Annotated in this window: 23 protein-coding genes and 1 riboswitch; of the genes, 15 read left to right on the top strand and 8 right to left on the bottom strand. The window is 46.2% G+C overall.

Going from position 1 to position 26,590, the window contains the following annotated elements; genetic code table 11:
- The 10 genes from B9J87_RS09075 to B9J87_RS09030 form a co-directional block, all read left to right on the top strand.
- A partial coding sequence (locus B9J87_RS09075) for a S24/S26 family peptidase (protein WP_176429505.1) occupies nt 1–1,252 on the top strand: 1,252 nt, incomplete at its 5' end.
- A 294-nt stretch (nt 1,253–1,546) separates the two neighbouring features.
- Nucleotides 1,547–1,909, top strand: coding sequence for a transcriptional regulator (locus B9J87_RS09070; protein ID WP_228209387.1), 363 nt, complete (start codon nt 1,547–1,549; stop codon nt 1,907–1,909).
- On the top strand, nt 1,900–2,268 hold the full coding sequence (locus B9J87_RS09065) for an SFCGS family glycine-rich protein (protein WP_094147042.1): 369 nt from the start codon (nt 1,900–1,902) through the stop codon (nt 2,266–2,268). Before B9J87_RS09070 ends, B9J87_RS09065 begins: the two co-directional genes overlap by 10 nt.
- The gene (locus B9J87_RS09060; protein WP_017047947.1) at nt 2,265–2,558 is read left to right on the top strand and encodes a DUF4312 family protein; all 294 of its coding nucleotides are present in this window, start codon (nt 2,265–2,267) and stop codon (nt 2,556–2,558) included. The genes B9J87_RS09065 and B9J87_RS09060 overlap by 4 nt, the downstream gene beginning before the upstream one ends.
- Before the next feature lie 24 nt (nt 2,559–2,582).
- The gene (locus tag B9J87_RS09055; RefSeq protein ID WP_017045612.1) at nt 2,583–3,359 is read left to right on the top strand and encodes a DUF4311 domain-containing protein; all 777 of its coding nucleotides are present in this window, start codon (nt 2,583–2,585) and stop codon (nt 3,357–3,359) included.
- A gap of 10 nt (nt 3,360–3,369) precedes the next feature.
- Nucleotides 3,370–4,017 (top strand): DUF4310 family protein, encoded by a 648-nt coding sequence (locus B9J87_RS09050; RefSeq protein ID WP_064624573.1) that lies wholly within the window; start codon nt 3,370–3,372, stop codon nt 4,015–4,017.
- A gap of 45 nt (nt 4,018–4,062) precedes the next feature.
- Complete coding sequence (locus B9J87_RS09045) at nt 4,063–5,226, top strand: amidohydrolase/deacetylase family metallohydrolase (protein WP_094150336.1); 1,164 nt, start codon at nt 4,063–4,065, stop codon at nt 5,224–5,226.
- Nucleotides 5,210–6,334 (top strand): DgaE family pyridoxal phosphate-dependent ammonia lyase, encoded by a 1,125-nt coding sequence (locus B9J87_RS09040; protein ID WP_017049433.1) that lies wholly within the window; start codon nt 5,210–5,212, stop codon nt 6,332–6,334. The genes B9J87_RS09045 and B9J87_RS09040 overlap by 17 nt, the downstream gene beginning before the upstream one ends.
- Entirely contained in the window at nt 6,325–7,071 is a 747-nt protein-coding gene (dagF, locus tag B9J87_RS09035; protein ID WP_094150334.1) for a 2-dehydro-3-deoxy-phosphogluconate aldolase, read from the top strand. Before B9J87_RS09040 ends, dagF begins: the two co-directional genes overlap by 10 nt.
- A gap of 88 nt (nt 7,072–7,159) precedes the next feature.
- Nucleotides 7,160–9,085, top strand: a complete 1,926-nt coding sequence (locus tag B9J87_RS09030; protein ID WP_234782740.1) for a BglG family transcription antiterminator — start codon at nt 7,160–7,162, stop codon at nt 9,083–9,085.
- A gap of 199 nt (nt 9,086–9,284) precedes the next feature.
- Here B9J87_RS09030 and katG read toward each other — a convergent pair whose 3' ends face one another.
- Nucleotides 9,285–11,459: a catalase/peroxidase HPI gene (gene katG, locus B9J87_RS09025; protein ID WP_094150331.1), complete on the bottom strand. Its 2,175-nt coding sequence runs from the start codon at nt 11,457–11,459 to the stop codon at nt 9,285–9,287.
- A 304-nt stretch (nt 11,460–11,763) separates the two neighbouring features.
- The gene (locus B9J87_RS09020) at nt 11,764–12,084 is read right to left on the bottom strand and encodes a DOPA 4,5-dioxygenase family protein (RefSeq protein ID WP_094150328.1); all 321 of its coding nucleotides are present in this window, start codon (nt 12,082–12,084) and stop codon (nt 11,764–11,766) included.
- Between the two features lie 216 nt (nt 12,085–12,300).
- On the opposite strand from B9J87_RS09020, the gene B9J87_RS09015 reads away from it, so the two are divergent.
- The 3 genes from B9J87_RS09015 to B9J87_RS09005 all read left to right on the top strand — a co-directional run bounded on the left by B9J87_RS09015 (nt 12,301) and on the right by B9J87_RS09005 (nt 16,186).
- On the top strand, nt 12,301–12,906 hold the full coding sequence (locus B9J87_RS09015) for a DedA family protein (RefSeq protein WP_094150326.1): 606 nt from the start codon (nt 12,301–12,303) through the stop codon (nt 12,904–12,906).
- A gap of 177 nt (nt 12,907–13,083) precedes the next feature.
- Nucleotides 13,084–14,343, top strand: a complete 1,260-nt coding sequence (locus B9J87_RS09010; RefSeq protein WP_017046262.1) for a D-amino acid dehydrogenase — start codon at nt 13,084–13,086, stop codon at nt 14,341–14,343.
- 298 nt (nt 14,344–14,641) lie between these two features.
- Nucleotides 14,642–16,186, top strand: a complete 1,545-nt coding sequence (locus tag B9J87_RS09005; RefSeq protein ID WP_094150324.1) for an alanine/glycine:cation symporter family protein — start codon at nt 14,642–14,644, stop codon at nt 16,184–16,186.
- 92 nt (nt 16,187–16,278) lie between these two features.
- On the opposite strand, the gene B9J87_RS09000 is transcribed toward B9J87_RS09005, so the two are convergent.
- The 5 genes from B9J87_RS09000 to guaB all read right to left on the bottom strand — a co-directional run bounded on the left by B9J87_RS09000 (nt 16,279) and on the right by guaB (nt 23,250).
- Complete coding sequence (locus B9J87_RS09000) at nt 16,279–16,887, bottom strand: acetate uptake transporter (RefSeq protein WP_010320388.1); 609 nt, start codon at nt 16,885–16,887, stop codon at nt 16,279–16,281.
- Between the two features lie 179 nt (nt 16,888–17,066).
- The gene (locus tag B9J87_RS08995) at nt 17,067–18,755 is read right to left on the bottom strand and encodes a chitinase (RefSeq protein ID WP_094150322.1); all 1,689 of its coding nucleotides are present in this window, start codon (nt 18,753–18,755) and stop codon (nt 17,067–17,069) included.
- 280 nt (nt 18,756–19,035) lie between these two features.
- On the bottom strand, nt 19,036–19,893 hold the full coding sequence (gene thiD / locus B9J87_RS08990; protein ID WP_094150320.1) for a bifunctional hydroxymethylpyrimidine kinase/phosphomethylpyrimidine kinase: 858 nt from the start codon (nt 19,891–19,893) through the stop codon (nt 19,036–19,038).
- A 99-nt stretch (nt 19,894–19,992) separates the two neighbouring features.
- Nucleotides 19,993–20,103: riboswitch (TPP riboswitch) on the bottom strand.
- Between the two features lie 48 nt (nt 20,104–20,151).
- The gene (gene guaA / locus B9J87_RS08985; protein ID WP_017044245.1) at nt 20,152–21,705 is read right to left on the bottom strand and encodes a glutamine-hydrolyzing GMP synthase; all 1,554 of its coding nucleotides are present in this window, start codon (nt 21,703–21,705) and stop codon (nt 20,152–20,154) included.
- A gap of 81 nt (nt 21,706–21,786) precedes the next feature.
- Entirely contained in the window at nt 21,787–23,250 is a 1,464-nt protein-coding gene (gene guaB / locus B9J87_RS08980; protein ID WP_026028100.1) for an IMP dehydrogenase, read from the bottom strand.
- 232 nt (nt 23,251–23,482) lie between these two features.
- Between guaB and xseA the strand changes: the two genes are divergently transcribed.
- The gene (xseA, locus tag B9J87_RS08975; RefSeq protein WP_094150318.1) at nt 23,483–24,814 is read left to right on the top strand and encodes an exodeoxyribonuclease VII large subunit; all 1,332 of its coding nucleotides are present in this window, start codon (nt 23,483–23,485) and stop codon (nt 24,812–24,814) included.
- 4 nt (nt 24,815–24,818) lie between these two features.
- Here the strand turns inward: xseA and B9J87_RS08970 are convergent, their stop codons facing one another.
- A complete protein-coding gene (locus tag B9J87_RS08970) occupies nt 24,819–25,043 on the bottom strand; it encodes a zinc ribbon domain-containing protein (RefSeq protein WP_441351332.1) in 225 nt (74 codons plus the stop codon).
- Nucleotides 25,044–25,868: 825 nt separating this feature from the next.
- On the opposite strand from B9J87_RS08970, the gene B9J87_RS08965 reads away from it, so the two are divergent.
- On the top strand, nt 25,869–26,590 hold a 722-nt coding region (locus B9J87_RS08965; RefSeq protein ID WP_176429506.1), incomplete at its 3' end, for an ISL3 family transposase.

The following is a 26,590-nucleotide window of genomic DNA, read 5'->3' as shown; positions in this document are numbered from 1 at the left end:
TCACTCTTCATTTTTAAATCGGCCCTCAACCCTACTCAATGTGGGTTCACTGAAAGAAATAGTCAAAGCGACCAACCAAACCACTTCGTTAGCGGCCGGTTGCTATGTCAACTTTGATCCACAACTGCTGCAATTTTGGCAAACCTTAGCAAAACAGATACGTTCAACTGCGGCTGAAGATTACCAAGATCTCAAGCATCAACTCGCACACCGACCAAGTGCCGCCGAATTTTTCCACCATGGCTATGATCTCAGTAAAGTACGCCGCTTGATGAAAAGTTGGTTTAGGTTCGTGGCAGACCAAGAAAATGACTTAGCACTGACTCAACGACTGACGAAATATGACGAGTTTTTGCTCAAAGCAGTCGAAATAACAGCGATGAGCAAATGCTTTAAAGCCGTTTTACTTGAAGCACTATTAGAGCTTAATGGTTTGCGAAAGCCCCCAACATTGAATGAGCTAGCGATTCAAAGTCATAAAGTGTTATCACGTAGACCTGATTTGATACGACGAGATCTCACCGAACAAGCCAAGCAATTTAGCGCAACAGGATCTGAATGGCTAAATTACTGGAATCGAAACCCAGTCAAAGCGTTTACAAGCCCAGACTCTTCTGGCCATGCATGGTTTAAGGTGGATAATCACCGCTTTTTACCCACTTTTGCTGTAGACAATGCCGATTTGCCACAGCTTCATGATCTTATTCAAGAACTTGTCGATTTGCGTTTTGCCGAATACATACAGCGAGTCAGTAAGCAAGAAGCACATTCAAACTCAAAGCCAATCCAAACTTCGGCCAAGATCCTTCCGTTACCAAGCCAAGCAAGCGAAAAAGGTACCTATTTGCCCCTCTACCCCGATCTAAAAATTGCTTGCGGTCATTTCAAGCAAGGTACTCATGATACTCAAGATCAATATTTAGTCGCCGATGATTACGGTAAGCTTGACCCAACAAGACATTTCATTGCCCCCGCTTCAGGTAATTCAATGAATGGAGGTAAAAACCCGATTCAAGATGGTGATTTACTACTACTTGAATGGATCACACCAAAGAGCGCAGGTTCAATTTCTAATCTGGTCATGGCGATTGAAACTCAAGATGAAACGGGTGATAACCACTACTTGCTACGCGTAGTACGTAAAATAGGACCAAACCATTATCAGCTTGAGGCACAAAACGCTGACTACGCTCCCATGCTCGCAACCGACAGCATGCGTACTTTTGCTCGGCTCAAAGCCATCCTCCGTTAATATTGCGTGCTTCCTGACGCCCGATTGGGAAAATAAACATAAAACCCAAATAACCACCCGCTGTTTTGTGACAGGCAGCAAATAAAGAGACGATAAATTTGCGCTTGAAATAGCGATTCAAATCACCTTTTCAGCGCATTTACTCCCATAAATCTTCTTCACACATCACATAAAACCGCGCGAATGTCACTGGCCACGGTTTATTTCCATTTGGAAGTGGAAATAGGGCTTATCCACCCTTGCTCCCTTTTACGCTATTTTCTTCTCCAAGCTAAACATTTGGAGAATCCCACGGTGCAAAACTCTCAACCCATTAGCATGGATGATGCACAGATTATAGAGCTTGGCTTGTCGCTCACCGAACGAGCCATTGCCTTGCTTAATTCACACGCTATCTACCCCGATTCGCTACAGAAAAAAATGCTCGAAACACACATCAAAGCGATGGTTTGGCGCTCATTTAGCGGTGAATCGTTACCTGAACTCGATATGGAGATGTTTGATGAAATCTCTCCTATTTGTTTCACCTTGGCCGAGCAAGTGTGTCGTTGGATGGAGAACCTCGCTTATGAAGAAGCGCATCTGCTTTCGGTCCATTTTGAAGTAGCTAAAGAAAACGAATTAAACCCAACAGCAGGAGAAACAACATGTCAGTAATCAAAGTCGTTATTGGTGATCGCATGGGCAAAGGTCAGAAAGTAGGAGCTGGTGCTCAAGCGGCAGGCGCTGAAGTGACCGTTATTCCCGGCATGGCCGCAGACATGAAGTTAGGTGATGTCATGCAACAGCAGCAAGCCGATTTAGGGATCTCTTTTTGCGGCAGCGGCGGCGCAGGTGCTATCACAGCGCAAACAAAATATGGCTATCAATGCCGTTATGGAATGCGCTCTGTTGAGGAAGGGATAACCGCGATCAATGAAGGCTGTGTGGTTTTGGGTTTCGGCTTTATGGATAAAGAAGAGCTGGGCGAAAAACTGGTGAAAGCGTTTGTGGCTAAGCATGGCATCAAAGCATGAAAGAGCAGTTAACCACTAAAGTAACCGTGAGTGGCAAGGGCGAAACAAAGCAGCAGGCTTTTGCCGCGGCTTTAAGCCAAGTACAACCCACGTTACTTAAGAATAACGCAAAAGTCCTCCTCCGGATTGAGCCGTTAGACGTCAACGTTTTGCAAGCAGAAGAGAAAGTAACGCGAGAGAAATTCCTTTTCTTCTTTCTTGCAAGAGATCGACGCCAATACAGCGTCAAGCTAGAGGTTACGGTCAGCCTGACCCACATCGATGTGGAACAGGTCGATTTCAAACGTTAACAGGTCACTATAAGGATCCCTGACATGTTTCTTATCATTCTCTTTAAGTCCATCATCATTGGTGGCTTAGTCGGTATCGGCGTTGGAGTAGGCGCGGCAAGGATGTTCCATGCTCCAACTATCCAAGGTATGGGTGCATTTCGTACTCTGGGAGAGTTGAACTCGTGTGAAGGCGACCCTGCCTCTCACTTCTCTTTTGGGCTTGGATTCTTCTTTAATGCTTGGGCCTCAACGGTTGCGGCAGGGGCATTCACTCAAGATGTTGACCACCGCATCATCCCGAACTGGGGCGCGGCGGCGCTGATGATAAAAAACCGCGACCTTGCCACTACCTTGCATGATCCAAAACGAATGGGCATTGCTTGCGCCATTATCGGTGCGATTGTGGTTGCGTTTCTTAACTCAACGGCGGCGGCCGTTCCTGCGGCGCTGCAAGTCACGGCGGTAAAGGTATTAGTACCTGCGGCAAACTTACTGGTGAATACCGTCATGCCGGTTATTTTCTGGCTAGCGGCAATTGAAGCGGGTAAAAAATCGGGCTTTTGGGCCACTATCTTTGGTGGTTTAGCTCAGATGATTATGGGCAACGCCGTTCCTGGTTTGGTGCTGGGTATTTTGATTGGTAAAGGTGTTGAAGAGAGTGGTTGGAACAAAGTAACCCAGATCATGATGGCGGCAATTATTGCACTGTTTGCGTTAAGTGCTTTCTTCCGCGGGTTCGACATGAAATTTATCGAAGCTTTTCATATGCAAGTTCCTTTGTGGCTTGAAAATATCCATCTCATGATCAGTGGTAAATAAGGAGTTGACCATGGACGAAAAAATGAAAAACAACTTTTGGTATGCCGACTGGTCTTTCCCGATTTTTGTGGGATTGCTTTCAGCCGGGGTTTTTGCCGGAACGCACATGTACTACTTATACGGTGTCGGTGCTTTTAACGAAGTGGCGTTTGTTTCCATGCTGCGAGCAGGGATGGATACAGGCGCGTACGGTGCGGTGGCCGCTTTTGGTGCAAGCTTTCTGTTTGCTCGCATCATTGAAGGTTCGCTCGTGGGCATTTTGGATATCGGTGGCGCAGTGCAAACCGGTGTGGGTTTAGGGATTCCAGCTTTACTACTGGGTGCTGGCATTGTTTATCCTCTTGAAAATTTCACCGCTTCGTTAATCACAGGCATGCTCGCTGGTTTGGCGATTGGTGGCTTAATTGTACTGGCACGTAAATTCACCATCAACCAAAGCGATTCAACCTACGGGGCTGATGTGATGATGGGAGCAGGCAATAGCTCCGGCCGTTTTCTTGGGCCATTGATCATTTTATCTGCGATGGCCGCTTCTATCCCGATTGGGATCGGCTCTCTAGGTGGCGCATTGATTTTCTATGTGTGGGGTAAACCGATTACGGGTGGTGCCATTCTCGGAGCGATGGCGTTAGGAGCGCTTTTTCCTATCGCACTGTAAAACAAGCTGGGGTTTAAATTCTACTGATAATCGCTCTTCGCGCCGATGAGCGAAGAGCGTGAGATGCAAATTATGTATGACATCCTGATCAAAAATGCCCAACAAGCGGGTGGGTCTAGTATCGATATAGCCCTTCAGGGCAACAAAATAGCGGCGGTGGGCGATCTTGCTGGTTCATTGGCAAAACAGACCGTCGATTTAGATCATGACGTTTTTGTGAGTGCTGGTTGGATTGACGGCCACACTCACTGTTATCCGAACTCGCCGATTTATAACGACCACCCCGATAACGTTGGGGTGTCCGGTGGCGTGACGACTGTCATTGATGCGGGCAGCACAGGCGCAAACGATGTGGATGATTTTGCACAGCTTGCAGCGCAATGCACAACCCATGTGCGAGCTCTACTGAATATCTCGAAAATTGGCTTGTTGCGCCAAAATGAACTGGCCGATGCCAACGACATTGATCTGGATAGCGCAAAGCAAGCGCTGCTTCGTCATCCCGAATTTATTGTTGGCTTAAAAGCACGCATGAGCGGTAGTGTTGTCGGCCACAATGGCTTAATGCCACTTCATGCAGCCAAAGCATTACAGCAGCAATGCGGCTGCGTTCCATTGATGGTGCACGTCGGTAATGCGCCGCCAGATTTGGATGAGATTGTCGCTCTGCTGGGCAAAGGCGATATTCTCACTCACTGCTTTAATGGCAAGCCTAACCGCATTCTTGATTGTCATGGGGAGATAAAAAGCAGCGTTCAGCAGGCCAGAGCTCGAGGCCTGAAACTTGATATCGGCCACGGCAGTGCCAGTTTCAGTTTTGAGGTGGCTGAGCAGGCCATCGCACAAGGGATTTTGCCCGATACAATCAGTTCTGACATTTACTGTAAAAACCGGCTCAATGGCCCGGTTTACGGTCTTGCTCACCTGATGTCGATGTTTTTTACACTCGGATTATCCCATGAGCAGATCATTGAGCGCGTGACGAGTCAAGCAGCGCAAGCACTTCTCCTAGCGAAAAAGGGGCACTTAATTGCAGGCTATGATGCCGATTTAACGCTCTACACCATCAATAAAGCGTCGGTTAACTACACCGATACTCATCACCAGCATCGAACTGGACAACAGAGATTTACGCCTCTTGCTGCCATTATTGACGGCAAGCTTGTATTGACTGAACAAGGACAACAGCATTATGTCTTCCATTCTTGAAAAATATCACTTGAAACAAGTGATCAACGCATCTGGCCGTATGACAGCTCTTGGTGTTTCTACTCCGCAACCCGAAGTGGAGCAGACTGTCTGTTTTGGGATGAACAACTACTTTGAAATGAGCGATTTGGTGAACAAAACTGGCCAATATATTGCTCGTTTGCTGCAAGTTGAAAATGCAGTCGTGGTCTCATGCGCTTCAGCGGGAATTGCACAGAGTGTCGCGGCAGTCATTGTGCGTGGTAACCCTTATCTGCTTGAACATCTGCATGCAAAAACGCACCCGATCGCAACGGATATTGTGATCCCCAAAGGGCATAACGTCAATTATGGTGCCCCGGTTGGCAGCATGGTAAATCTTGGCGGCGGTAACCTGATTGAGGCCGGTTGGGCTAATGAATGCAGCGCAGAACAATTAGCCGCGGCAATCACCCCCAATACCGCCGCCATTCTCTACATTAAATCGCACCATTGCGTGCAAAAAAGCATGTTAACCGTGGCACAAGCGGCCAAAGTGGCTCAAGACCACCAGCTTCCGTTGATTGTTGATGCAGCAGCAGAAGAGGATCTACAACTCTATTATCAGCAAGGGGCTGATCTGGTGATCTACAGTGGTGCGAAAGCGATTGAAGGCCCAACCAGCGGTTTAGTGATTGGGAAACATCAATATGTTGAATGGGTTAAGCAGCAATCTGCAGGGATTGGCCGTGCCATGAAAGTCGGTAAAGAAGGCATTTTAGGCCTAACGCATGCCATTGAGTTGTACTTAAGCCGCCAACAAGAAACCGGCCAACAAATGGTGGATAAAATGACGCCATTTATCGAGGGGTTAAACCGTATTGAAGGGATAAGCGCGCGCGTGGTTTGGGACAGTGCAGGCCGAGATATCGCACGTGCAGAAGTGAGTTTTGATGCCAAACAATTTGGTATCAGCGCTAATGAAGCCGTCACACGCCTTCAAAATGGTAACCCAGCGATTTACTGCCGCGCTTACAAATCCAATGAAGGTTCAGTGGAATTTGATGTCCGCAGTGTTTCATCTCATCAACTTGAACTTATTCTTAGCGCCATGAACCAACTGAATCAGGAGTCATTAGAATGTCTTTAAGCCCTAATTTTTACGCTGACCGTGTATGTCTCAATGTGCTGGCGGGCTCTCATCATAATGCGATTGAAGTCTACCAAGCCGCACAAGGCCATGTATTGGTTGGTATGCTCTCGAAAGATTACCCAGATACCGCAAGCGCTGCGGCTGATATGAAAGCGTGCGCTGAAAAAATCGAGAATGCTTTATCGATTGGCCTTGGCGCAGGGGATCCCAAACAATCGGATATGGTGACGGCTTTAGCCGGAATACTACAACCTCAGCATGTCAATCAAGTCTTTACTGGTGTGGGGGCTACGCGTCAAGCGCTAGGTCAACATCACACTATCGTGAATGGTTTGATTTCACCATCAGGTACTGTTGGCTTGGTTAAAATCTCAACTGGCCCAAAAAGTTCAGGTATGGAAGAAGCAATAGTTCCCGTAGATACAGCGATTGCCATGTTGCAAGATATGGGCTGCAGCTCAGTCAAATTCTTCCCAATGCAGGGGCTAAAATGCAAAGCTGAGTACCAAGAAGTTGCCAACGCCTGTGCTCGTCACCACTTTTGGTTAGAGCCAACGGGTGGTATTGATCTAAACAACTTTGAAGAGATTTTACGCATCGCTCTCGATGCTGGAGTCGAAAAAGTCATTCCACACATTTATAGCTCAATCATCGATGAACAGACCGGACAGACTCGCCCCGAGAATGTGAAAACCCTGCTGGCCATGACTCAAAAACAACTGGCACATTCATAACACCGACGCCGGAGCATGTGCTCCGGCATAACAAAGCGTTGGCTATCTATTGCCTTTAGTGCATTTTACCTTTTAGATAGCGCTGTTCATGCTGGAATGGGAATCGATGATGTACAAGCTACCGCACCCTCGCCTAATTCATTTGTTGGATGCTGTATCCGCCTCGCCTTTGACTCAGGACGAACTTGCGCAACGGCTTAATGTTTCGACACGCACCATACGCACCGATGTCGCGCTGCTCAATAATGTGATGGTCAATCATGGCGCACATCTTCTCCACCAGCGCGGTTCCGGTTACCAACTCAATATTTACAACCCATCAACTTTCGAGCATTTTTTGTCGAGGGTGCAAAATGCAGAAACGATTCCAAGGACCAGTAAAGAGCGTATAATCCAGATTCAAGTACTGCTATTAACGGCAGAACAAGGCGTAAAAATTGACGAATTGGCCGAGACATGGAATCTAAGCCGCACTGTTATTCAAAATGATATGGTTGATGTACGCAGCCAACTGGCCACGTTTGGTTTATCGATTGAAAGTAAACCTCGTTTGGGCATGCTGATCCAAGGCCCAGAAATGGCGATTCGCTCCCGTTTAACCCAACTTATCTACATCGAACAAAAAGAGACAAAACAAGCTCTGGGCTTTATTAGTACGATTTTCCCTGAAAAATCTCAGCAAATTTTTGCAGCGCGCTTTCGTGAAGTGTTGACCAACCATACACTCTATATCAATGATATTGGGCTGCGTTGGTTAACCCTTTATGCCGCCGTCACACTGCACAGGCTCGCGTGTGGCAAAGAGCTTACCGAATTTTCTAAAAACGATGTTCATGAAACGACGCTACCAATTGCCAAAGCGTTATTTTCTGCGCTACCGATGCTGTTACCCGCCAATAACCATGAAATTGCCGCCTTGGCGATTCACATTCAAGCGAGAATTGCGACGAATCAAGCACTCCTTAGCCAGGGTGTACAGCATGAAGCCGATGCTCTAGTCACTCACATCTTTGATTATATCTATCAAAATTACCCTTACGATGTACGTGACGATGCGCTATTACGCCGCGATCTTCACAACCACGTCTGCCATATGATCATTCGAGTCAAACATCATGTCGCCACAATTAACCCATTGGCCGAGCATATCAAACAGCACTACCCACTCGCTTACAGTATTACCTTATCGGCCATCGCAGACTGGATCAGAGAGACGGGTTACTGCATGACACAGCACGAAATAGGCTATCTTGTGATTCACATTGGTGTGGGACTTGAACGTAATTACCATTTAGGTCACCGTACACCCAAAGCGCTCCTGTATTGCGACGCCGGTAATGCCGCAACACTTGGGCTAGAAGCGATCATCCGCCGCCAGTATCCGCAATTGGATATGAAAACGGTTTATTCCCCTGAACAGTTGATCACCGCTGATGCCACGCAAGCGGACCTCATTATTACCACCATGCCCTTAGCCAATAGAGAGATTCAGAGCTTTGTGGTTGACCCCTTCCCTACCCAACATCAATTGGAAGAACTGGGCAAACAAGTGTTGGTTGATCGCACGCACTCTTATCTTTTGGATAAGTATTTTTCCAAGGCTCAATTTCTCTACCTTGATGACGTCATTGAGCAATCACACCTCTTTGAGCAGGTTTGCTCACATCTTGAATCAACGGAGTTGGTAGAAGAAGGATACCGAGCTTCACTGCAAGAGCGAGAGAGTTTGGTTTCAACCATGATGGGCGAATACATTGCTCTACCTCACTCAATTGAACTCTTTGCTAAACGTTCGATGGTTTACACCGTCGCTGCACCGCGTGGAATTGAATGGGGCAATGGTGAAAAAGCCTATCTGATCTTTTTCCTCGCCTTAAGTAAATGTGACTATGAAGAGGCGATGGGGCTGTATGATCTTTTCCAAGTGCTGATTAATAAAAAATTAGGCAAAAGTCTGTCGCAATGCGAAACCTTCAAGCACTTCAAAACACTGGCTCACTTGGAATTACAATAAAATATATCGCTGTGTGATGCTTCCTAGATGCCCTCTATTTTTTAGATATCATCTGTTTTTAGGTTCCGTCTGTTTTTAGAAACACTCGTTTTTTGGGGACTAGTCTCTTTTATAAACAAGCCGTTTAGAGAGAAAACCGAGACACCACAAGGCCCTCGCTAAGAGGGCCTTAATATCAAGATTACTGAGTGAAGAGGGTTTACAACACGTCGAAGCGATCGGCGTTCATGACCTTGGTCCAAGCAGCGACAAAGTCTTTGACGAACTTCTCTTTGTTATCGTCCTGCGCGTAAATTTCAGCGTATGAGCGCAAAATGGAGTTTGAGCCAAACACCAAATCAACACGAGTCGCTGTCCATTTTGTTTTACCGCTCTTACGCTCAACCATATCGTAAGAGTTACGGCCTGTTGGCTTCCAAGTGTAATTCATGTCGGTGAGGTTAACGAAGAAATCGTTAGTCAACGCCCCAACACGGTCTGTCAATACACCATGTTGACTGCCGCCATAGTTTGTACCGAGCACTCGCAATCCACCAATCAATACGGTCATTTCTGGGGCGGTCAGGCGCAATAGTTGCGCTTTATCTAGCAGCATCTCTTCTGGGTTAACCACGTAATGTTTCTTTTGCCAGTTACGGAAACCATCCGCCAGTGGCTCAAGCACATCAAACGATTCCACATCCGTTTGTTCAAGCGTTGCATCACCACGTCCGGTAGTAAAAGGCACAGTAATATTAACGCCTGCCGCTTTGGCCGCTTGTTCAACACCGACGTTACCCGCCAAAACAATGGTATCGGCGATGCTAATACCCGCATCAGCAGCAATTTTATCCAGAACAGCCAACACTTTGCTGAGCCTTTCTGGCTCATTACCTTGCCAATCTTTTTGAGGAGCTAAGCGAATGCGCGCACCGTTAGCGCCACCACGTTTATCGGAACCACGGAAAGTACGAGCACTATCCCATGCGGTGCTGACCATCTCACTGATGCTTAAGCCGCTGGCCGCTATTTTTGCTTTTACTGCATCCACATCATAATCTTTACGACCTGCGGGGATGGGATCTTGCCAAATGAGATCTTCTGCCGGAACATCAGGGCCAAAGTAACGCGCTTTAGGCCCCATATCACGGTGAGTAAGCTTAAACCAAGCTCGCGCAAACACTTCAGAGAAATACGCTGGGTCTTTGTAGAAACGCTCTGAGATCTTGCGATATTCAGGATCCATCTTCAGCGCCATATCGGCATCGGTCATCATGGGGTTATAGCGAATGCTTGGGTCTTCCACATCAACCGGTTTATCTTCCTCTTTGATGTTGATTGGCTCCCACTGCCACGCGCCAGCAGGGCTCTTCGTTAGTTGCCATTCATAGGTAAATAACAGGTGGAAGAAGCCGTTATCCCACTGGGTTGGGTGCGTAGTCCATGCACCTTCAATACCACTGGTGACGGTATTACGGCCAATGCCGCGGCTGGCGTGGTTATTCCAACCCAAGCCTTGTTCGTGCAAGTCCGCCCCTTCAGGATCTGGCCCTAAGTTCGCAGCGCTACCATTACCATGCGCTTTACCCACCGTATGCCCACCCGCTGTCAGCGCCACGGTTTCTTCATCATTCATTGCCATGCGCTCAAAAGTGACGCGCATGTCATGTGCGGTTTTCAGCGGGTCTGGATTACCGTCAACGCCTTCAGGGTTTACATAAATCAGGCCCATCATCACCGCAGCAAGCGGGTTTTCTAGATCGCGCTGACCGGAATAGCGGCTATTTTCTCCGCCACTTGGCGCTAGCCACTCTTTTTCTGAGCCCCAATAAGTGTCTTTTTCTGGGTGCCAAATATCTTCACGACCAAAAGCGAAACCAAAGGTTTTAAGCCCCATGGATTCATAAGCCATATTACCCGCCAAGATCATCAGATCTGCCCAACTGATTTTGTTGCCGTATTTTTGTTTGATTGGCCACAATAAGCGACGAGCTTTATCTAAGTTGGCGTTATCGGGCCACGAGTTAAGCGGAGCAAAACGCTGGTTGCCAGTGCCCGCGCCACCGCGACCATCTGCAATTCGATAAGTACCTGCAGAATGCCATGCCATGCGGATCATCAAACCACCGTAATGCCCCCAGTCGGCAGGCCACCACTCTTGGCTATTGGTCATCAATGCTTTGAGATCTTTTTTCAAGGCATCTACATCCAATGCTTTTAGCGCATCACGGTAATTAAAATCCGCACCCATTGGGTTGGTTTTCACGTCGTGCTGGTGAAGAATGTCAAGATTCAGTGCTTTTGGCCACCAATCCATGTTCGATAGTTCAGCAGAAGTTACTCCGCCGTGCATGACAGGGCATTTACCGCCCGAATTCATACCTTTATTCTCCATTGCGTTCTCCTTGCTTCGCATTACTGCGGCTATTTAAGTGTGCTTGATTTATTCTAAAAACACTCAGCACGGTCGATATTGGCTGAACATTCACTGTATTAAATTCAAATGCAACAAAACTTAGAACAACATCATGTATATACAATAACAACGAGAGGTGATGAGCCTGCTGTCACGACTTGTTCGAAAAACCTTTTTCTTCAAAACCTTGCCACGATTATTGTTTCTGCTGCGTTCTGTACAGACTAGACAAGATGAGCATTAAACACTAATTCACTGTGGCTATTAATTTGATAGGCATCCTCTAACGCAATACGACTAAGTTCACCCCTAAAGTCTCTCCTAACCACAGAACTTGTCCCTGAGAATGGTCATACCTATCGTCTCCAGAAACCGGATGGATCAACACGCTAAGACCTTCCCGATGTTCATCTAGCCACTCAATAAATCCGTGGCTATTGTCAGCAAGGTGTACTTCAAACATCGGCTTTAAGTGCGGGCCAACAAGCCTTGGTACTAAGCCAAACATGGCTTGTACATCATGTCGTTGTTGGGCAATTTTTTGTTGTACGCGTTGTGCTTTCGCTTGCTCTACGAGATCAAAATAAACATGGGCATGAAACATAAAATAACTCCTCTTGATTTTTAAGCAGTGTACTACGCCAAAAGAGCATAGAAACCACAACAAATTTGCTGATGATTTTCAGCTAATTTGAAGGTACTAACCACAACGTATTCTATTTTAAGAGCCAAGAAATGGGCATTATCACACGATGACGTTGATTCAAACGAAGAACCAGCGTATTAAATAACCTCAAACTTTCGATGGTGGATACCCGCTTTGCAACCTATCAATCAACTGCTCCTCTCAATGCAGCCGTTATTGGAACAGTACGGCTACCTAGCACTGATCATCAGCATCTTTTTCGAAGGGATTGGCATTCCGATGCCCGGCCAATCGCTCATGATTGCCGCGTCCATTTTGTCATCCAATGGCGTAATGAATTTCTCGCTGGTTATGATTATATCGTGGCTAAGCTGCTTTATTGGTAACAGTTGCGGCTATCTGCTCGGCTATTATTTTGAAGGTTGGTTGGATAAAAAGGGCTATATTTCAGGGGCTAAATTTCAAAAACTGCAAAGCGCTATTCAAAAATACGGCCCGATTTGCTTAATCATCAGCCGCTTTGTTGAGGGGATAAAACAATTCATGCCATTAGCCTGCGGAGTAGCGAAAATGCCCATCAGAGTATTTTTACTGGGTAACGTGCTTGCCACCACGGTTTGGGTCGCGGTTTTTGGTTTACTCACCCATTTTGCGTTTGAACATCTTCATCAAATCAGCCACTTTTATTCTGCTTACCGCTATTGGATCTGGGCAATGGCCGCTATCACTTTTATCGTTATGATTTATGCAGTATTGAAACATAGACACAATCAGCGCTGATGGCGACCTGTCTCTGACTTCATTTCCCCCCCTTCTGTCATCACCACATAAAAATAAGTATAGGGGCTAGTGATTGTGTTTCCACTCAATTTGAGGTTTGATGTTGCCATTATGTGAACATTTACACCGACTCTGAATGTGCTCAGAGAACACACTAGGGTGATTTAAGGAGACAACATGGACGTGATCGTCTTAGGTAGCGGCGTCATCGGGCTAACCAGCGCATGGTATTTATCACAAGCGGGCCACCGAGTAACGGTGGTGGATCGCCAATCACAAGGTGCAAAAGAGACCAGTTTTGCTAACGCAGGGCAAATATCTTATGGCTACTCTTCCCCTTGGGCTGCACCCGGCATCCCACAAAAAGCATTAAAGTGGCTGTTTGAAGAGCATGCACCGTTGAAAATAAAACCGTCTATCGACCCACAGCTGTTGGCATGGATGGGTAAAATGTTATTGAACTGCCAACAGGATCGTTACAACATCAATAAAGCCCGAATGCTGGCGATTGCCAATTACAGCCGCGTTTGTTTGGCTGACCTGAATCAGCAACATAACCTGCAATATCAAGGCCGTCGGCTTGGAACGTTGCAAGTGTTTCGCAGCGAAAAACAGCTACAAGCGATACAAAAGGACATCAAACTACTCGAGCAAAGTGGGATTCGTTATCAGCTTCTTGATGTCGATGGGTGCATTAAGCAAGAGCCGGGTCTTGCTCTTGTACGCGATAAATTGCGAGGTGGTTTGTACCTCCCCGACGATGAAACCGGGGACTGCTATCTGTTTTGCCAACAATTAACAGAGCTCGCGAAAAGCCGTGGGGTGCAATTTCTGTTTGATACACAAATAAAAACATTAACCACTGAAGGCAAAAAGATCATCGCTGTCCAAACCGATAAAGGTGAACTGAAAGCAGACAAATATGTCGTCGCACTCGGCAGTTACTCTACCGCTTTACTGGCGACATTGGGTATCTCCATTCCTGTTTATCCAGTGAAAGGGTACTCACTAACGCTGCCGATTGTCGACGCCGAATTGTCCCCGCGTTCAACGGTAATGGACGAAACATATAAAGTGGCCATCACTCGTTTTGAGGATCGAATTCGTGTCGCGGGCACGGCAGAGTTAGCCGGGTTTGATCCTGCCTTGCCTGATGCGCGCAAAGCAACCATTGCAAAAGTCGTGACCGATCTCTTTCCTCAAGGCGGTGATTTAGCACAAGCTGAATTCTGGACAGGCTTTAGACCAATGACGCCTGACGGAACCCCGATTATAGGCTCCACTCCATTTGAAAACCTCTACACCAATACCGGACATGGAACCTTAGGGTGGACGATGGCTTGCGGATCTGGACAGCTTCTTGCCGACATTGTCAGTGAGCAAACTTGTGCTTTACCAATTCATGAGTTGAATCTCTCTCGCTACCTCATCAACTAGCCACAATAGAAAATGCTTATTATTAGCTAAACCTTAGTGGAAAGTTATTATGCATAATGATTCACCCGAGAGGATTTAATTTCCAACCTTTCGGGTGACCAACCCATATGCGCTGAAATTTTAGCCAATTCTAATTAACCCACCTATTATTTAACATTTCGTTAGCATTTTGTGTTCCTCATCACGCTAACGATTATTCACAGACAAATAAATTAACATCTAAGTTACAAAAAGATTAATATGTTGCCCACAAAGCAAACACAACACTCACCAAAACTACTAAAACAGGGAAATGCATATGCAGTCATTTGTTGATTTTCTGAATGGAATAATCTGGAGCCCGGCGCTAATCTATTTATGCCTTGGTGCGGGTTTATTCTACTCAATTGTGACCCGATTCGTTCAGGTCCGTCACTTTTTTGAAATGTGGCGACTTCTTCTTTCCGGAAAAAGCTCAACCAAAGGGATATCCTCTTTCCAAGCTTTGGCCGTTTCACTTTCGGGACGCGTCGGTACGGGTAATATTGCAGGCGTAGCCGCAGCAATTGGTTTTGGTGGCCCTGGTGCTATTTTCTGGATGTGGGTAGTGGCCTTTTTTGGTGCCGCGACTGCTTATACTGAGTCAACTCTGGCACAAATTTATAAAGAAGAAGATGAAGGTGAATTCCGTGGTGGCCCCGCTTATTACATCGAAAAAGCGATGGGACAAAAATGGTATGCATGGATCTTCGCCATTTCCACCATCTTTGCCTGTGGTGTGCTTTTACCTGGCGTGCAATCCAACAGCATTGGTAATGCCGTAGAAGCGGCTTTTGGGGCTGGCCCAATCATTGAAACCACTATCGGTAGCTTCACTTTTGCTAAGATTTTTACTGGTACCGTAGTGTCAATTATTTTAGCTTTCATCATCTTTGGTGGTGTTAAGCGTATCGCTAACTTCACACAGGTCGTGGTGCCATTTATGGCTTTGGCCTATGTCATTACTGCGTTTGTTATCATCCTGCTTAACATCAGTGAAGTACCACGTATTTTTTCCATGATCATTGGTGATGCGTTCACACCAATGGCAGGTATTGGTGCTGCGATTGGTTGGGGGGTAAAACGAGGTGTTTACTCAAACGAAGCAGGCCAAGGTACTGGACCGCACGCTGCGGCTGCCGCGAGTGTTGATCACCCAGCGCAGCAAGGTTTAGTGCAAGCATTTTCTATCTACATTGATACTTTGCTGGTCTGTTCCGCAACCGCGTTCATGATTCTGATCACTGGTGCTTATAACGTACACGGCGGCGCAGAAGGTGCATTTTTAGTACAGAACATCGCGGCGGATATTAGTGCCAATGGCCCAGTATTTACCCAAATGGCGATTGAGAGCGCACTACCGGGCGTGGGTAAACCTTTTGTTGCGTTTGCTCTGTTCTTCTTCGCCTTTACCACGATTTTGGCATACTACTATATTGCTGAAACGAATATTGCTTACATTCGCCGCACCTTTAAAGTCGATGGCCTGATGTTCCTTCTTAAAGTAGTGATCATCGCAACGGTATTCTACGGCACAGTGAGAACCGCGAACCTTGCTTGGGCAATGGGTGATGTGGGCGTGGGTTTGATGGCGTGGCTAAACATAGTCGGGATTTTGATCATCTTCTTTATGGCTAAACCAGCTATTGCAGCACTCAAAGATTATGAAGAACAACAAAAACAAGGTGTCGATGAGTATCTTTTCAACCCAGTAAAACTCGGCATTAAGAATGCGACATATTGGGAAGGAAAATATAAACGCAAAACGGGACAAGAACCAACTGTAGAAGAAAGCTCCGTGGGTGTTGAACAACCATCATCCTAACGGATTAGCTAAGCTCATCAGCAAAAAGCAATCAAGGTAAACGTAAAAAGGGTTAGCAAACGCTAACCCTTTTTCTTTTTCATCAACCAGTATTAGGCTGCGATTTCTTGTGTCGTCAACTTTTCGACAACAGCGTTTTGCGCTTTCTTTTCACCAATCGGTAAAATAACACGGCCATATTCATTATTCAGAACTTGAGCCATTGCAAAATAAATCGCACTTGCGCCACAGAAGATGCCTTCAAAGCCAGCAATCGTGCCGATAAGTTCGCTACCAGTGAAATCACGCGCAGCTAGTAAAGCAAATAGAATGGTCAGTGAGCCGAATACCACTTGTTTAGCACGTGGGTAGCACAATGAACCGATAAACATGAAACCAGTGAAAATGCCCCACAACGCTAAGTACCAACCCATAAAGTGAGCAGGGCTTGCTGGTAGTCCCATGTATGGCATGACAATCAGGCCAACCAATGTGAGCCAAAATAGGCCGTAAGAGGTAAACGCTGTGGTACCAAAAGTGTCACCACGTTTAAAACACATGATACCCACGATGACTTGACTTAAACCACCGTAGAAAATACCCATCGCCAAAATCATAGAGTCGATAGGGAAAAAGCCTGCGTTATGGATATTAAGCAGGATAGTCGTCATGCCAAAACCCATTAGGCCTAGCGGCGCTGGATTGGCCAATTTAGTAGACATTCGCGAGTACCTTAAAAAATGTTGATAAAAATTACGCGCGGATTTTAGTGGAGTAGCACACAAAATGGAAAGAACGTTAACGAAAACTAAGATTGTAAATTTAACCACTTGATTGTTCAAAAAGAGAGCAGAGCAACCGAATTCGATCGTGCTGCTCTCCTTTTGCTAAATGTTACTCTCTATTGACAGTTTATTTCATCCCAAAACCAGTTACTTTGCGTGGGTGATTCCCATACTCCGGGGTTATTTTTAGCCATAAAACACTTTCCATTATGCGTAATTTTATCGCCATTTTTTGCAACAGTAACCCCTGCAACCCAGCTTGAAAAATCACTGCTTGGTGGCGTAGGCTCTGGCGTGACGGGCGGTTCTGGCTCATTGACCACTGGTGGTGGCTCAACAGGGTCAGGTGTTGTGGGCGCTGTTGAGCCACCTGTAATAAGCTTCCAAGGATCACCTTGAGTGGGTTCATTACCTTGTGACCACCACTTAGCTTCATAAGTAGCGCCTTTATAGCTCACCTTATCGCCCGTGTTATATACCTTTGTCGCTTCCCAGCCGACGATGCCATCCACTGGCGGCTCTGGTGGCGTACCGGGATCAATCGCATCCACAACACGCACTTGGGGCCAGCTAGAATGTGAACCATAAAAGTTAGTCACACATTTTTCGTAATCACCAGCAACAAGGGCTGAATACGCAGTTTGGAAACCAACCAGTTCACATTCAAACGAGTAGCCACCTGGGCGATCAGAGTAATATTTCCAATTACCATCCCAGTTGGTGTACAGCACGTCCATCGCACCGTTCAAATTTAAGCTACCGTAAGGCGTTTGCTGCCAACAGGTATTCTTTTCATCAGACTCAATCGGTATTTGATAATGATCCGCTAACCCTTCCCAGTAGCGAATGCGATTAACCGGTTGACCTTTATCTTTGTTCTGCTCACCGCACTCAATGCCACCATTGATAACGTTAATTGTGGTGCCAAAACCATAGCCAATACCGGCATCGCTTTCACGTTGCGAAGGTGTCCATGTACGGTCAATTACGTGCAACATTGCCGGTTTCGGTGCTTGAGGTGTTAAGAAAAACCAAATCGCTGAAGCTAAATTCAACCAAGAATCCGCTACCAACCCGGGGTTATTGAGTAGTACTTTGGCATCACCATCAAACATCACTTCAGAAAAAGCGCCATAGTTGAAATGGTAAGAGAGCTGCTTCGCACCTCGACCAAAATAACCTTGCCCAGCGGCGCACGGCCAACGAGCATTTTGCCAATCATTTTGGCCACAACCGGTTGTGTAGCCACTTTGCCCTTCAGACCAACCCATTTCACGCACATGAACCAATGCTTGCTGCCATTCTTCAAGCCTATTCGGATTATCAGATACGTTGTCTTTCGCAATGTGACCACCCGTTTCTTGTGAGAAATGAGCAAAAGCCGTCACGATGGATTTTTTACAAATTGCGTCAGAATCTCGGCCATCCGTATATTCGCCACAAAACGCGGGGAATTTGCCAATTGCCCGTAAGAAGCGTGTGTAGGTGTATTCGGGAGCCGCCATTTGAGTTAAGAAATCCCACTCGTACTGTGGAAAAACTCGTTCAACACGCTTGACGTTTTCAGGGTTAGAACTTAAACCCGGTACTATTGCTTCAACAATCGCATTCGAACGCGTTTCTAGTGCTTTCGACCAGATGGCATACATAGGATCCGCTGTTTTGGCTTTTTCTGCCGCTTGTAGCTCTACTTTAGAGACAATATAACCCGCGGAATTTTCAGGGTCAGGTAAGATATTTAACGCGTAACTGTTTGCGGCTAAGACACTGCTAATCAGCACGGCTAAATGCTTTGTTTTCAACATATCAATCCCTTATTTTTTGCTTAGTGGGTACGGTGAAAATAGTATGGATAGCCGAGCCATTGTTGACAGTGAAACTTATTAATTAAATGTCAAAATGCGAGTGGTTTCATCATGATGTAAACCAATTATCGTACGGCGACATCGCCCTTTGAAGGCAAGTCGATAAATATGAAAAAGCCTCAAAAAAGCTTGAGGCTTTTAGAGTTCAATCTATTTTTCATCAGGTTAAGTGAACAACCAATGCCTCAAATTTCTCAAGCATCATCGCACCGGCAATGGCTTAGCGCACATGAGCGTGGCCAGTAAAAAAGTGATGAACTGGGCCGCGACCTTGGCCAACATCCAGTTCATCGGCATAGCCAATGGCTTGCGATATGTACTGCTTAGCCAAATACACGGATTTGTGCAGGTTATTTCCTTGAGCAAGATAAGAAGCGATCGCAGAAGAGAGCGTGCAACCCGTCCCATGGGTATTTTGGGTTGGAAAACGCTTCGCACTGAGTAATTCTGACGAAGATTGCATGATCAAAAGATCGTTGCTGTTTTCATCTTGTTCTAAATGCCCACCTTTTAGCAGCACCGCCTTTGCACCCAACGCTCGTAAATCAGCCACCATACCGCTCATTTCGACTCCAGATTGAGGAACCGGCTTGCCAGTAAGTACTGCTCCCTCAAATAAATTGGGGGTAATGATGTCAGCCAAAGGGATCAACATTTCTTTTAATGTACTGATTGCCGATTGCTCAAGTAATAAATCACCACTGGTCGCCACCATCACGGGGTCTATCACAAGGCTCTTGGGTTGGTATTGCTGCATTTTGTTGGCAACGATCTTGATGATACTGGCATCGGCTAGCATGCCAATTTTAACGGCCACGATCTTCAAGTCGCTAAAGACGGCATCTAACTGGCTTTCGATATGATCAAGTGGAATAGGGAAAATGGCGGAAACGCCTTGAGTATTTTGTGAAGTAATGGCGGTAATAACGGAACACGCGAAACTGCCGGTTGCCGATATCGCTTTGATGTCGGCTTGAATGCCTGCCCCTCCACCGCTATCAGACCCTGCGATAGTAAGTACAACGGGTATGTTTAATCGCGTCGTTTCTTGAGTATGTTTCTGTATTGGGTGTGCCATGGTCGCTCCTATGACAGACATACAGGAACTGACTTTGACCGTGATTTGAAAAGTTCGGTAATCGAATTTACAAAGGTTAGCCGTTGTTATTCGGCTGGTGACAAAGTGCTCATAGTTCCCTACGTCAGTATTAACTGAATCAGGTTCGACGGGTCTCGAATTTCGATCTCAGCCGATGCAGAATCTGCATCGGCTCCCCGACTATTTCGCAGCAATCATAACAGGGCACTCACCGAAGGAGTACGCTTTTTTGGAGGATTATTCCCACTCAATCGTTGCTGGTGGCTTACCTGAAATATCGTAAACCACACGAGAAATACCATTCACTTCATTGATGATACGGTTAGAAACCTTACCCAAGAACTCATAAGGCAGGTGCGCCCAATGTGCTGTCATAAAGTCAATGGTTTCCACAGCGCGTAGTGATACAACCCAATCGTATTTACGTCCATCACCCATAACGCCTACTGAACGAACAGGTAAGAAAACCGTGAAAGCTTGTGACACTTTGTTATACAGATCAGCGGCATGCAGCTCTTCAATGAAAATAGCATCGGCGCGGCGCAGCAAATCACAGTACTCTTTCTTCACTTCGCCCAACACGCGTACGCCAAGGCCAGGACCAGGGAACGGATGGCGGTAAAGCATGTTGTAAGGCAGACCAAGCTCTAGGCCAATCTTGCGTACTTCATCTTTGAAAAGCTCACGCAGTGGTTCAACCAATCCCATTTCCATATCATCAGGCAAACCGCCAACGTTATGGTGAGATTTAATCACATGCGCTTTGCCTGTTTTAGAGGCGGCCGATTCAATCACATCTGGGTAAATCGTGCCTTGCGCGAGCCATTTTGCATTTTTCAATTTCTTTGACTCTTCATCGAAGATATCAACAAACACATGGCCAATAATTTTGCGTTTCGCTTCCGGATCAGACTCACCTTGCAGTGCGTTGAGGAAACGATCTTCTGCATTAACATGAATGATGTTTAAGCCAAATTTGTTGCCAAACATATCCATTACTTGCTGAGCTTCATTCAGACGCAATAGGCCGTTATCAACGAACACACAGGTTAATTTATCGCCAATCGCTCGGTGAGCCAGCATCGCCACAACTGACGAATCTACACCACCCGATAGGCCAAGGATCACTTCATCGTCGCCGACTTGCTCTTTAATACGAGCAACCGCATCTTCGATGATAGACTCAGCCGTCCATAGACGCTCACAACCACAAACGTTGAGAACGAAATTCTCAAGCATTTTTAGACCGTTTTTGGTGTGCGTCACTTCTGGGTGAAACTGCACGCCATAATATTTTTTCTCTTCGTTCGCCATTGCCGCATAAGGACAAGTTTCCGTTTGCGCTGTTTTTACAAAATCAGCTGGAATCTGCACCACTTTATCACCGTGGCTCATCCAAACGTCTTGCGTTAGCTCAAGGTCGCTAAACAGGGCCGATTCACCCATTAGCTGTACAGCTGCATAACCAAATTCACGTTCCTCAGAACTGGCCACTTTTCCGCCCAACTGTTCAGCCATGGTTTGCATGCCATAGCAAACACCAAACACAGGTACGCCAGAATCAAACACATATTGTGGCGCACGCGGAGAGTTGGCTTCAGTCACACTTTCAGGACCACCAGAAAGAATAATGCCATCTGGGTTGAATTCACGGATGTCTGCTTCTTCAACATCCCAGCTCCACAGCTCACAATAAACACCGATTTCGCGAACACGGCGGGCAACCAGTTGTGTGTACTGAGAGCCGAAATCTAAGATCAGAATACGTTGGTCATGGATATCTTTAGTCATTTAAGGTCAATCTCAATCATTAATGTAGTGGATGGGGTGCATCGCGCTCCCCATAAGCTTCAAGCTATTCGTGGTTCGTCATTAACCCAAGCGGTAGTTTGGCGCTTCTTTGGTAATTTGAACGTCGTGCACGTGTGACTCTTTCATACCTGCACCAGAGATACGAACAAACTCGGCTTTAGTGCGCAGATCTTCGATAGTGGCCGAGCCAGTTAAGCCCATGCTTGAGCGTAAACCACCCATTTGTTGATGAACGATCTCTTTTAGACGGCCTCGATAAGCGATACGGCCTTCGATCCCTTCAGGTACAAGCTTGTCAGCTGCATTGTCAGATTGGAAATAACGATCAGAAGAGCCTTGAGACATTGCACCCAGCGAACCCATACCGCGGTAAGCTTTATATGAACGACCTTGGAACAAAATAACTTCACCCGGAGCTTCTTCAGTACCAGCAAACATGGAGCCGACCATCACGCAAGATGCACCAGCAGCAATCGCTTTACAAATATCGCCAGAAAAACGAATACCGCCATCAGCAATCACAGGAATACCGTATTGATCAGCCACTTCAGCTGCATCAGAAATCGCCGTAATTTGAGGAACACCAACACCCGTTACAATACGCGTTGTACAGATTGAACCCGGGCCAATACCGACTTTGACCGCGCTTACGCCCGCGTCAATTAGAGCTTTCGCACCGGCACCCGTTGCAACATTGCCGCCGATAATATCGAGATCAGGATAAGCGGCGCGCGTTTCACGAATACGGTTAAGTACACCTTCTGAATGGCCATGAGAAGAGTCAATCAGTAGAACATCCACTCCCGCTTCCACTAATGCTTTTACGCGCTCTTCATTGCCAGCACCGGCACCAACAGCCGCACCAACACGTAAACGCCCTTGTTCATCTTTACAAGCATTCGGTTTACGTTCTGCTTTATGGAAATCTTTCGCGGTGATCATACCAGTCAGTTTGAATTCATCATTCACTACCAAGACTTTTTCAACACGCGCTTTGTGCATGCGCTCTTGTACATCCTGACGAGATGCGCCCTCTTTAACTGTGGCTAAGCGATCTTTTGGTGTCATGACTGCTTCAACTTTTTTTGTTAAATCAGTAACAAAGCGAATATCGCGGCCGGTGATGATACCGACAAGCTCATTGTGATCGCTCACCACAGGGAAACCGGCAAAACCATGTTTCTCTGTCAAAGCAATCACATCTTGAATGGTTGCGTCAGGGCGAACTGTTACTGGCGCTGTGACTACACCCGCTTCAAAAATTTTGACAAGACGGACTTGTTCAGCCTGCTCTTCAATGGGCATATTTTTGTGGATAAAACCAATACCACCCTCTTGGGCAAGAGCGATCGCAAGGCGAGCCTCTGTCACTGTATCCATAGAAGCTGAGATCATCGGAATGTTCAGTGCGATATTTTTGGTCAGCTGAGTATGGAGATCGGCTGTGTTTGGGAGAACGGTGGAGTGTGCTGGTACGAGAAGAACATCATCGAATGTCAGCGCTTCTTTGGCAATTCTTAGCATTTGCAATATCTCACAATTAAGAGGAGTGAATAAAAGGTAAATCCAAGTTGTCTCAAGATTTGCCCTAATACACAATGAACAGGATAAATCGATTTGGATTTGATATTGCGGTCGGATTATACGCCCGAGGTAATCGCTTGACCACTCATTTTTTCATTTTTAATTTGCATTCCAACCCTTGATATGTATTATATTGCCGCTAATTTCCATACCCTCGTCTAGGGGATTAGCCTTGCCTTCTTTGACCAACGAAAACATCTACACTGTCTCTCGTCTCAATGCTGAAGTACGCCTGTTACTTGAAAATGAAATGGGCATTGTGTGGCTCGTTGGTGAAATATCGAACTTCTCCGCTCCGGTTTCTGGCCATTGGTATCTCTCACTCAAAGATTCTCGCGCGCAGGTAAAATGTGCGATGTTCAAAGGCAATAATCGCTTTGTGGCCTTCAAACCTAAAAATGGCCAGCAGGTACTTGTTAAAGCGCGTCTTTCTCTTTATGAACCCAGAGGTGACTACCAAGTCATTATCGAGAGTATGCAACCCGAAGGAGATGGTCGTCTCCAGCAAGAGTTTGAAAAGCTGAAGATGCAGTTGGCCGCGGAAGGGCTGTTTGCACAATCCAATAAGCGCCCCTTGCCGGAAAATCCTCAATGCGTCGGAGTTATTACTTCAAAAACTGGCGCAGCCCTGTTTGATATTCTTGATGTGCTCAAGCGGCGCGATCCAAGCTTGCCCGTCATCATTTATCCTACACTGGTTCAAGGCGACCAAGCGGCCATTCAAATTGCTCAAGCAATTGGTAGAGCAAATGCGAGGCAAGAGTGTGACGTATTGATTGTGGGTCGCGGTGGCGGTTCTTTAGAGGACTTATGGTGTTTTAACCACGAGATCGTAGCGCGCACAATTGCCGCTAGTCAGATCCCAATTATCAGTGCCGTCGGGCATGAAATCGATGTGACGATTGCTGATTTTGTGGCTGACGTACGTGCCCCAACCCCCTCCGCTGCTGCAGAATTAGTCAGCCGAGACAACAGTAATAAGCGACAAGCTTTCGCCTCATACCAACACAAACTACAAAGTGCGATGCGCTATTACACCAGTCAACAAGCGCATCATTTACGCGCTTTGGTTCACGCGCTAGAGAAACAGCACCCCACTTATCGCTTGCAGCGTCAAAGCCAGCAACTTGATGACACAGAAATGCGCCTACAGCGGGCGATACAGCGCTATATTTCGACTCAGCGCGAGCACATTGGCCAGCAATACCATCAACTGCAGTTGCATTCTCCCGTACAAACCTTAGCGAAGCAGCAGCATCGACTAGCCAAAAGCGAGCAACGATTGCTGGACGTAATGGAGAAAAAGCTCCTGCGCACAGCACACCGTTTAACGCTAGCCGCAGAGAAGCTTGACGCAGTAAGCCCATTAGCGACACTAAAACGAGGCTATTCGATCACGCGAGATAGCTCCGGCAAAGTGATTCACCGCGCTCGTGATCTAAAAACTGGCGATCAATTGATCACGCGAGTAGCGGATGGCGAAGTTTTCTCTACCGTTAATTAATCACTTAATCTTGTGCTTTAAACTCAAATCGAATCTTAGATTTTGATTTGAGCTCATTGCATGAATTACAGAAAAAGTTTGCTGCGCCACACGCCTGCAATTTCTCCAGCTCAGAATCACACTCAGGGCAAAAACCAATTTTGTTAAAGTGATGTTTGCACTGAGCACAATGGTAACGCCCATCCCACGCCAGTGGATTTTGGCAACAAGGGCAAAGATTTTCCTGCATATTGATCCCATCTCTCTTTGTGTCTTTCACATAACATCTTTCACATAGTGTGATTTTGGTAGATGTTTTATATCGTTCGTTTTAATAGATAGCTCGTTTGCGTAGATAGTTCGTGCATGTGATGGCCGACACTTCATCAAACGGCACGTATGGTCTCGGATTATCGAGAGTTCAGCTTTGATCTCTATCACAATACCTTTAGGCTCACCAACCACCTCATACACATTAGGCTATGATCGATAAAAGATCTCAGCCTGATCATTTGCTTTATCTGCTCCGTTCAGCGATCTACTCTCAAAAGAACATTTATATAACCACACACCGAAAGCATAAGTTACATATTCTGCATATGGATTTATAACAACATAAAATTCCACGTAATAGCTAACAAATCAAAAAATACAGGATATATTAAAATGATCTTTTGGCGAAATGTTCTACTCATTTTGTTTGATACTTATACAAAGCAGCAACGTTGCCGTGCTCTGTTTTTCACTCAATCATTTTGGTACTGCACTTCATTTCCAGACCGCCACGTTAGTGAGGCTCTATCGCCAATGATAAATTTTAGGCAAAAAAATACCGGTTCATCCGGAAAATCGATACCTGAATGACTTTTCTGATACCATATCGCCAAAAATAGCCAGTTAATGTCAACTTCACTTCTTTACCATCGCTTTGGAATACGCGGCCCTTTCCATTATTGCTCTACAGAGTTTGATGGTGACGCGACCATCTTTCACGTAGCACACAATCCTCATATTAAATGTCCATCATGTCGTAGTCGTGATGTCATAAAAAAAAGGAGGTAAGGTTCGCCGTTTCATCGCTACGCCAATCGGCACTAGCCCCTGTTACATCCAGATAGTAAACCAGCGGATTGAATGCCGAGCTTGTAATACACTCGGGTATTTGCCGCTTAACTTTGTTCCTCGTCCCAAGGTGCGTTACACAAAGGGCTTTGAACAGTATGTTCTCTCGCTGTCAGCATTGAACGTCACCATCAATGCTATTGCCAAGCTATGTGGTGTCTGTTGGGATACAGTGAAAGAGATTCAGAAGCATTACCTGCAAAAGCGATACTCTCAACCTTGTCTTAAAAACGTCACTCACATTGGAATTGATGAGATTTACTGTGGCTCAAAAAGTGGCTTCATGACGGTTGTGATTGATATGAAGACAAGTGCCGTCATTTATACAGAGAAAGGAAAGAAGGCCGAAAGCCTTGACGGTTTTTGGAAGCGGAAACTGCGTTGTAAAAAGCCGATTGAAGCCGTCGCCACCGATATGGGACAGGCATACATCTCTTCGGTAAAACAGCACGCTCCGAAGGCGAAGTTGGTCATTGACCGTTTCCACGTGGTGAAGCGTTTTAATGAAAAGCTGACAGAGTTCAGGCGTGAACTACAAAATTCGATGAGTAACAAAAATGACGCTCAATACCTTAAGAATACTCGTTGGTTATTGGTAAGTAATCCCGATAGGTTAGATGAGCAAGGCCAAGCGAGATTGGAGCGAGCACTCGCAGCCAATCAGCCCTTAGCGGT

It is taken from the genome of Vibrio sp. V19_P1S1T109 (assembly GCF_002241375.1).
Taxonomy (GTDB): domain Bacteria; phylum Pseudomonadota; class Gammaproteobacteria; order Enterobacterales; family Vibrionaceae; genus Vibrio; species Vibrio anguillarum.
Note: the sequence above shows the minus strand (reverse complement) of the source record. Positions and strands in the feature narration are given on the sequence as shown.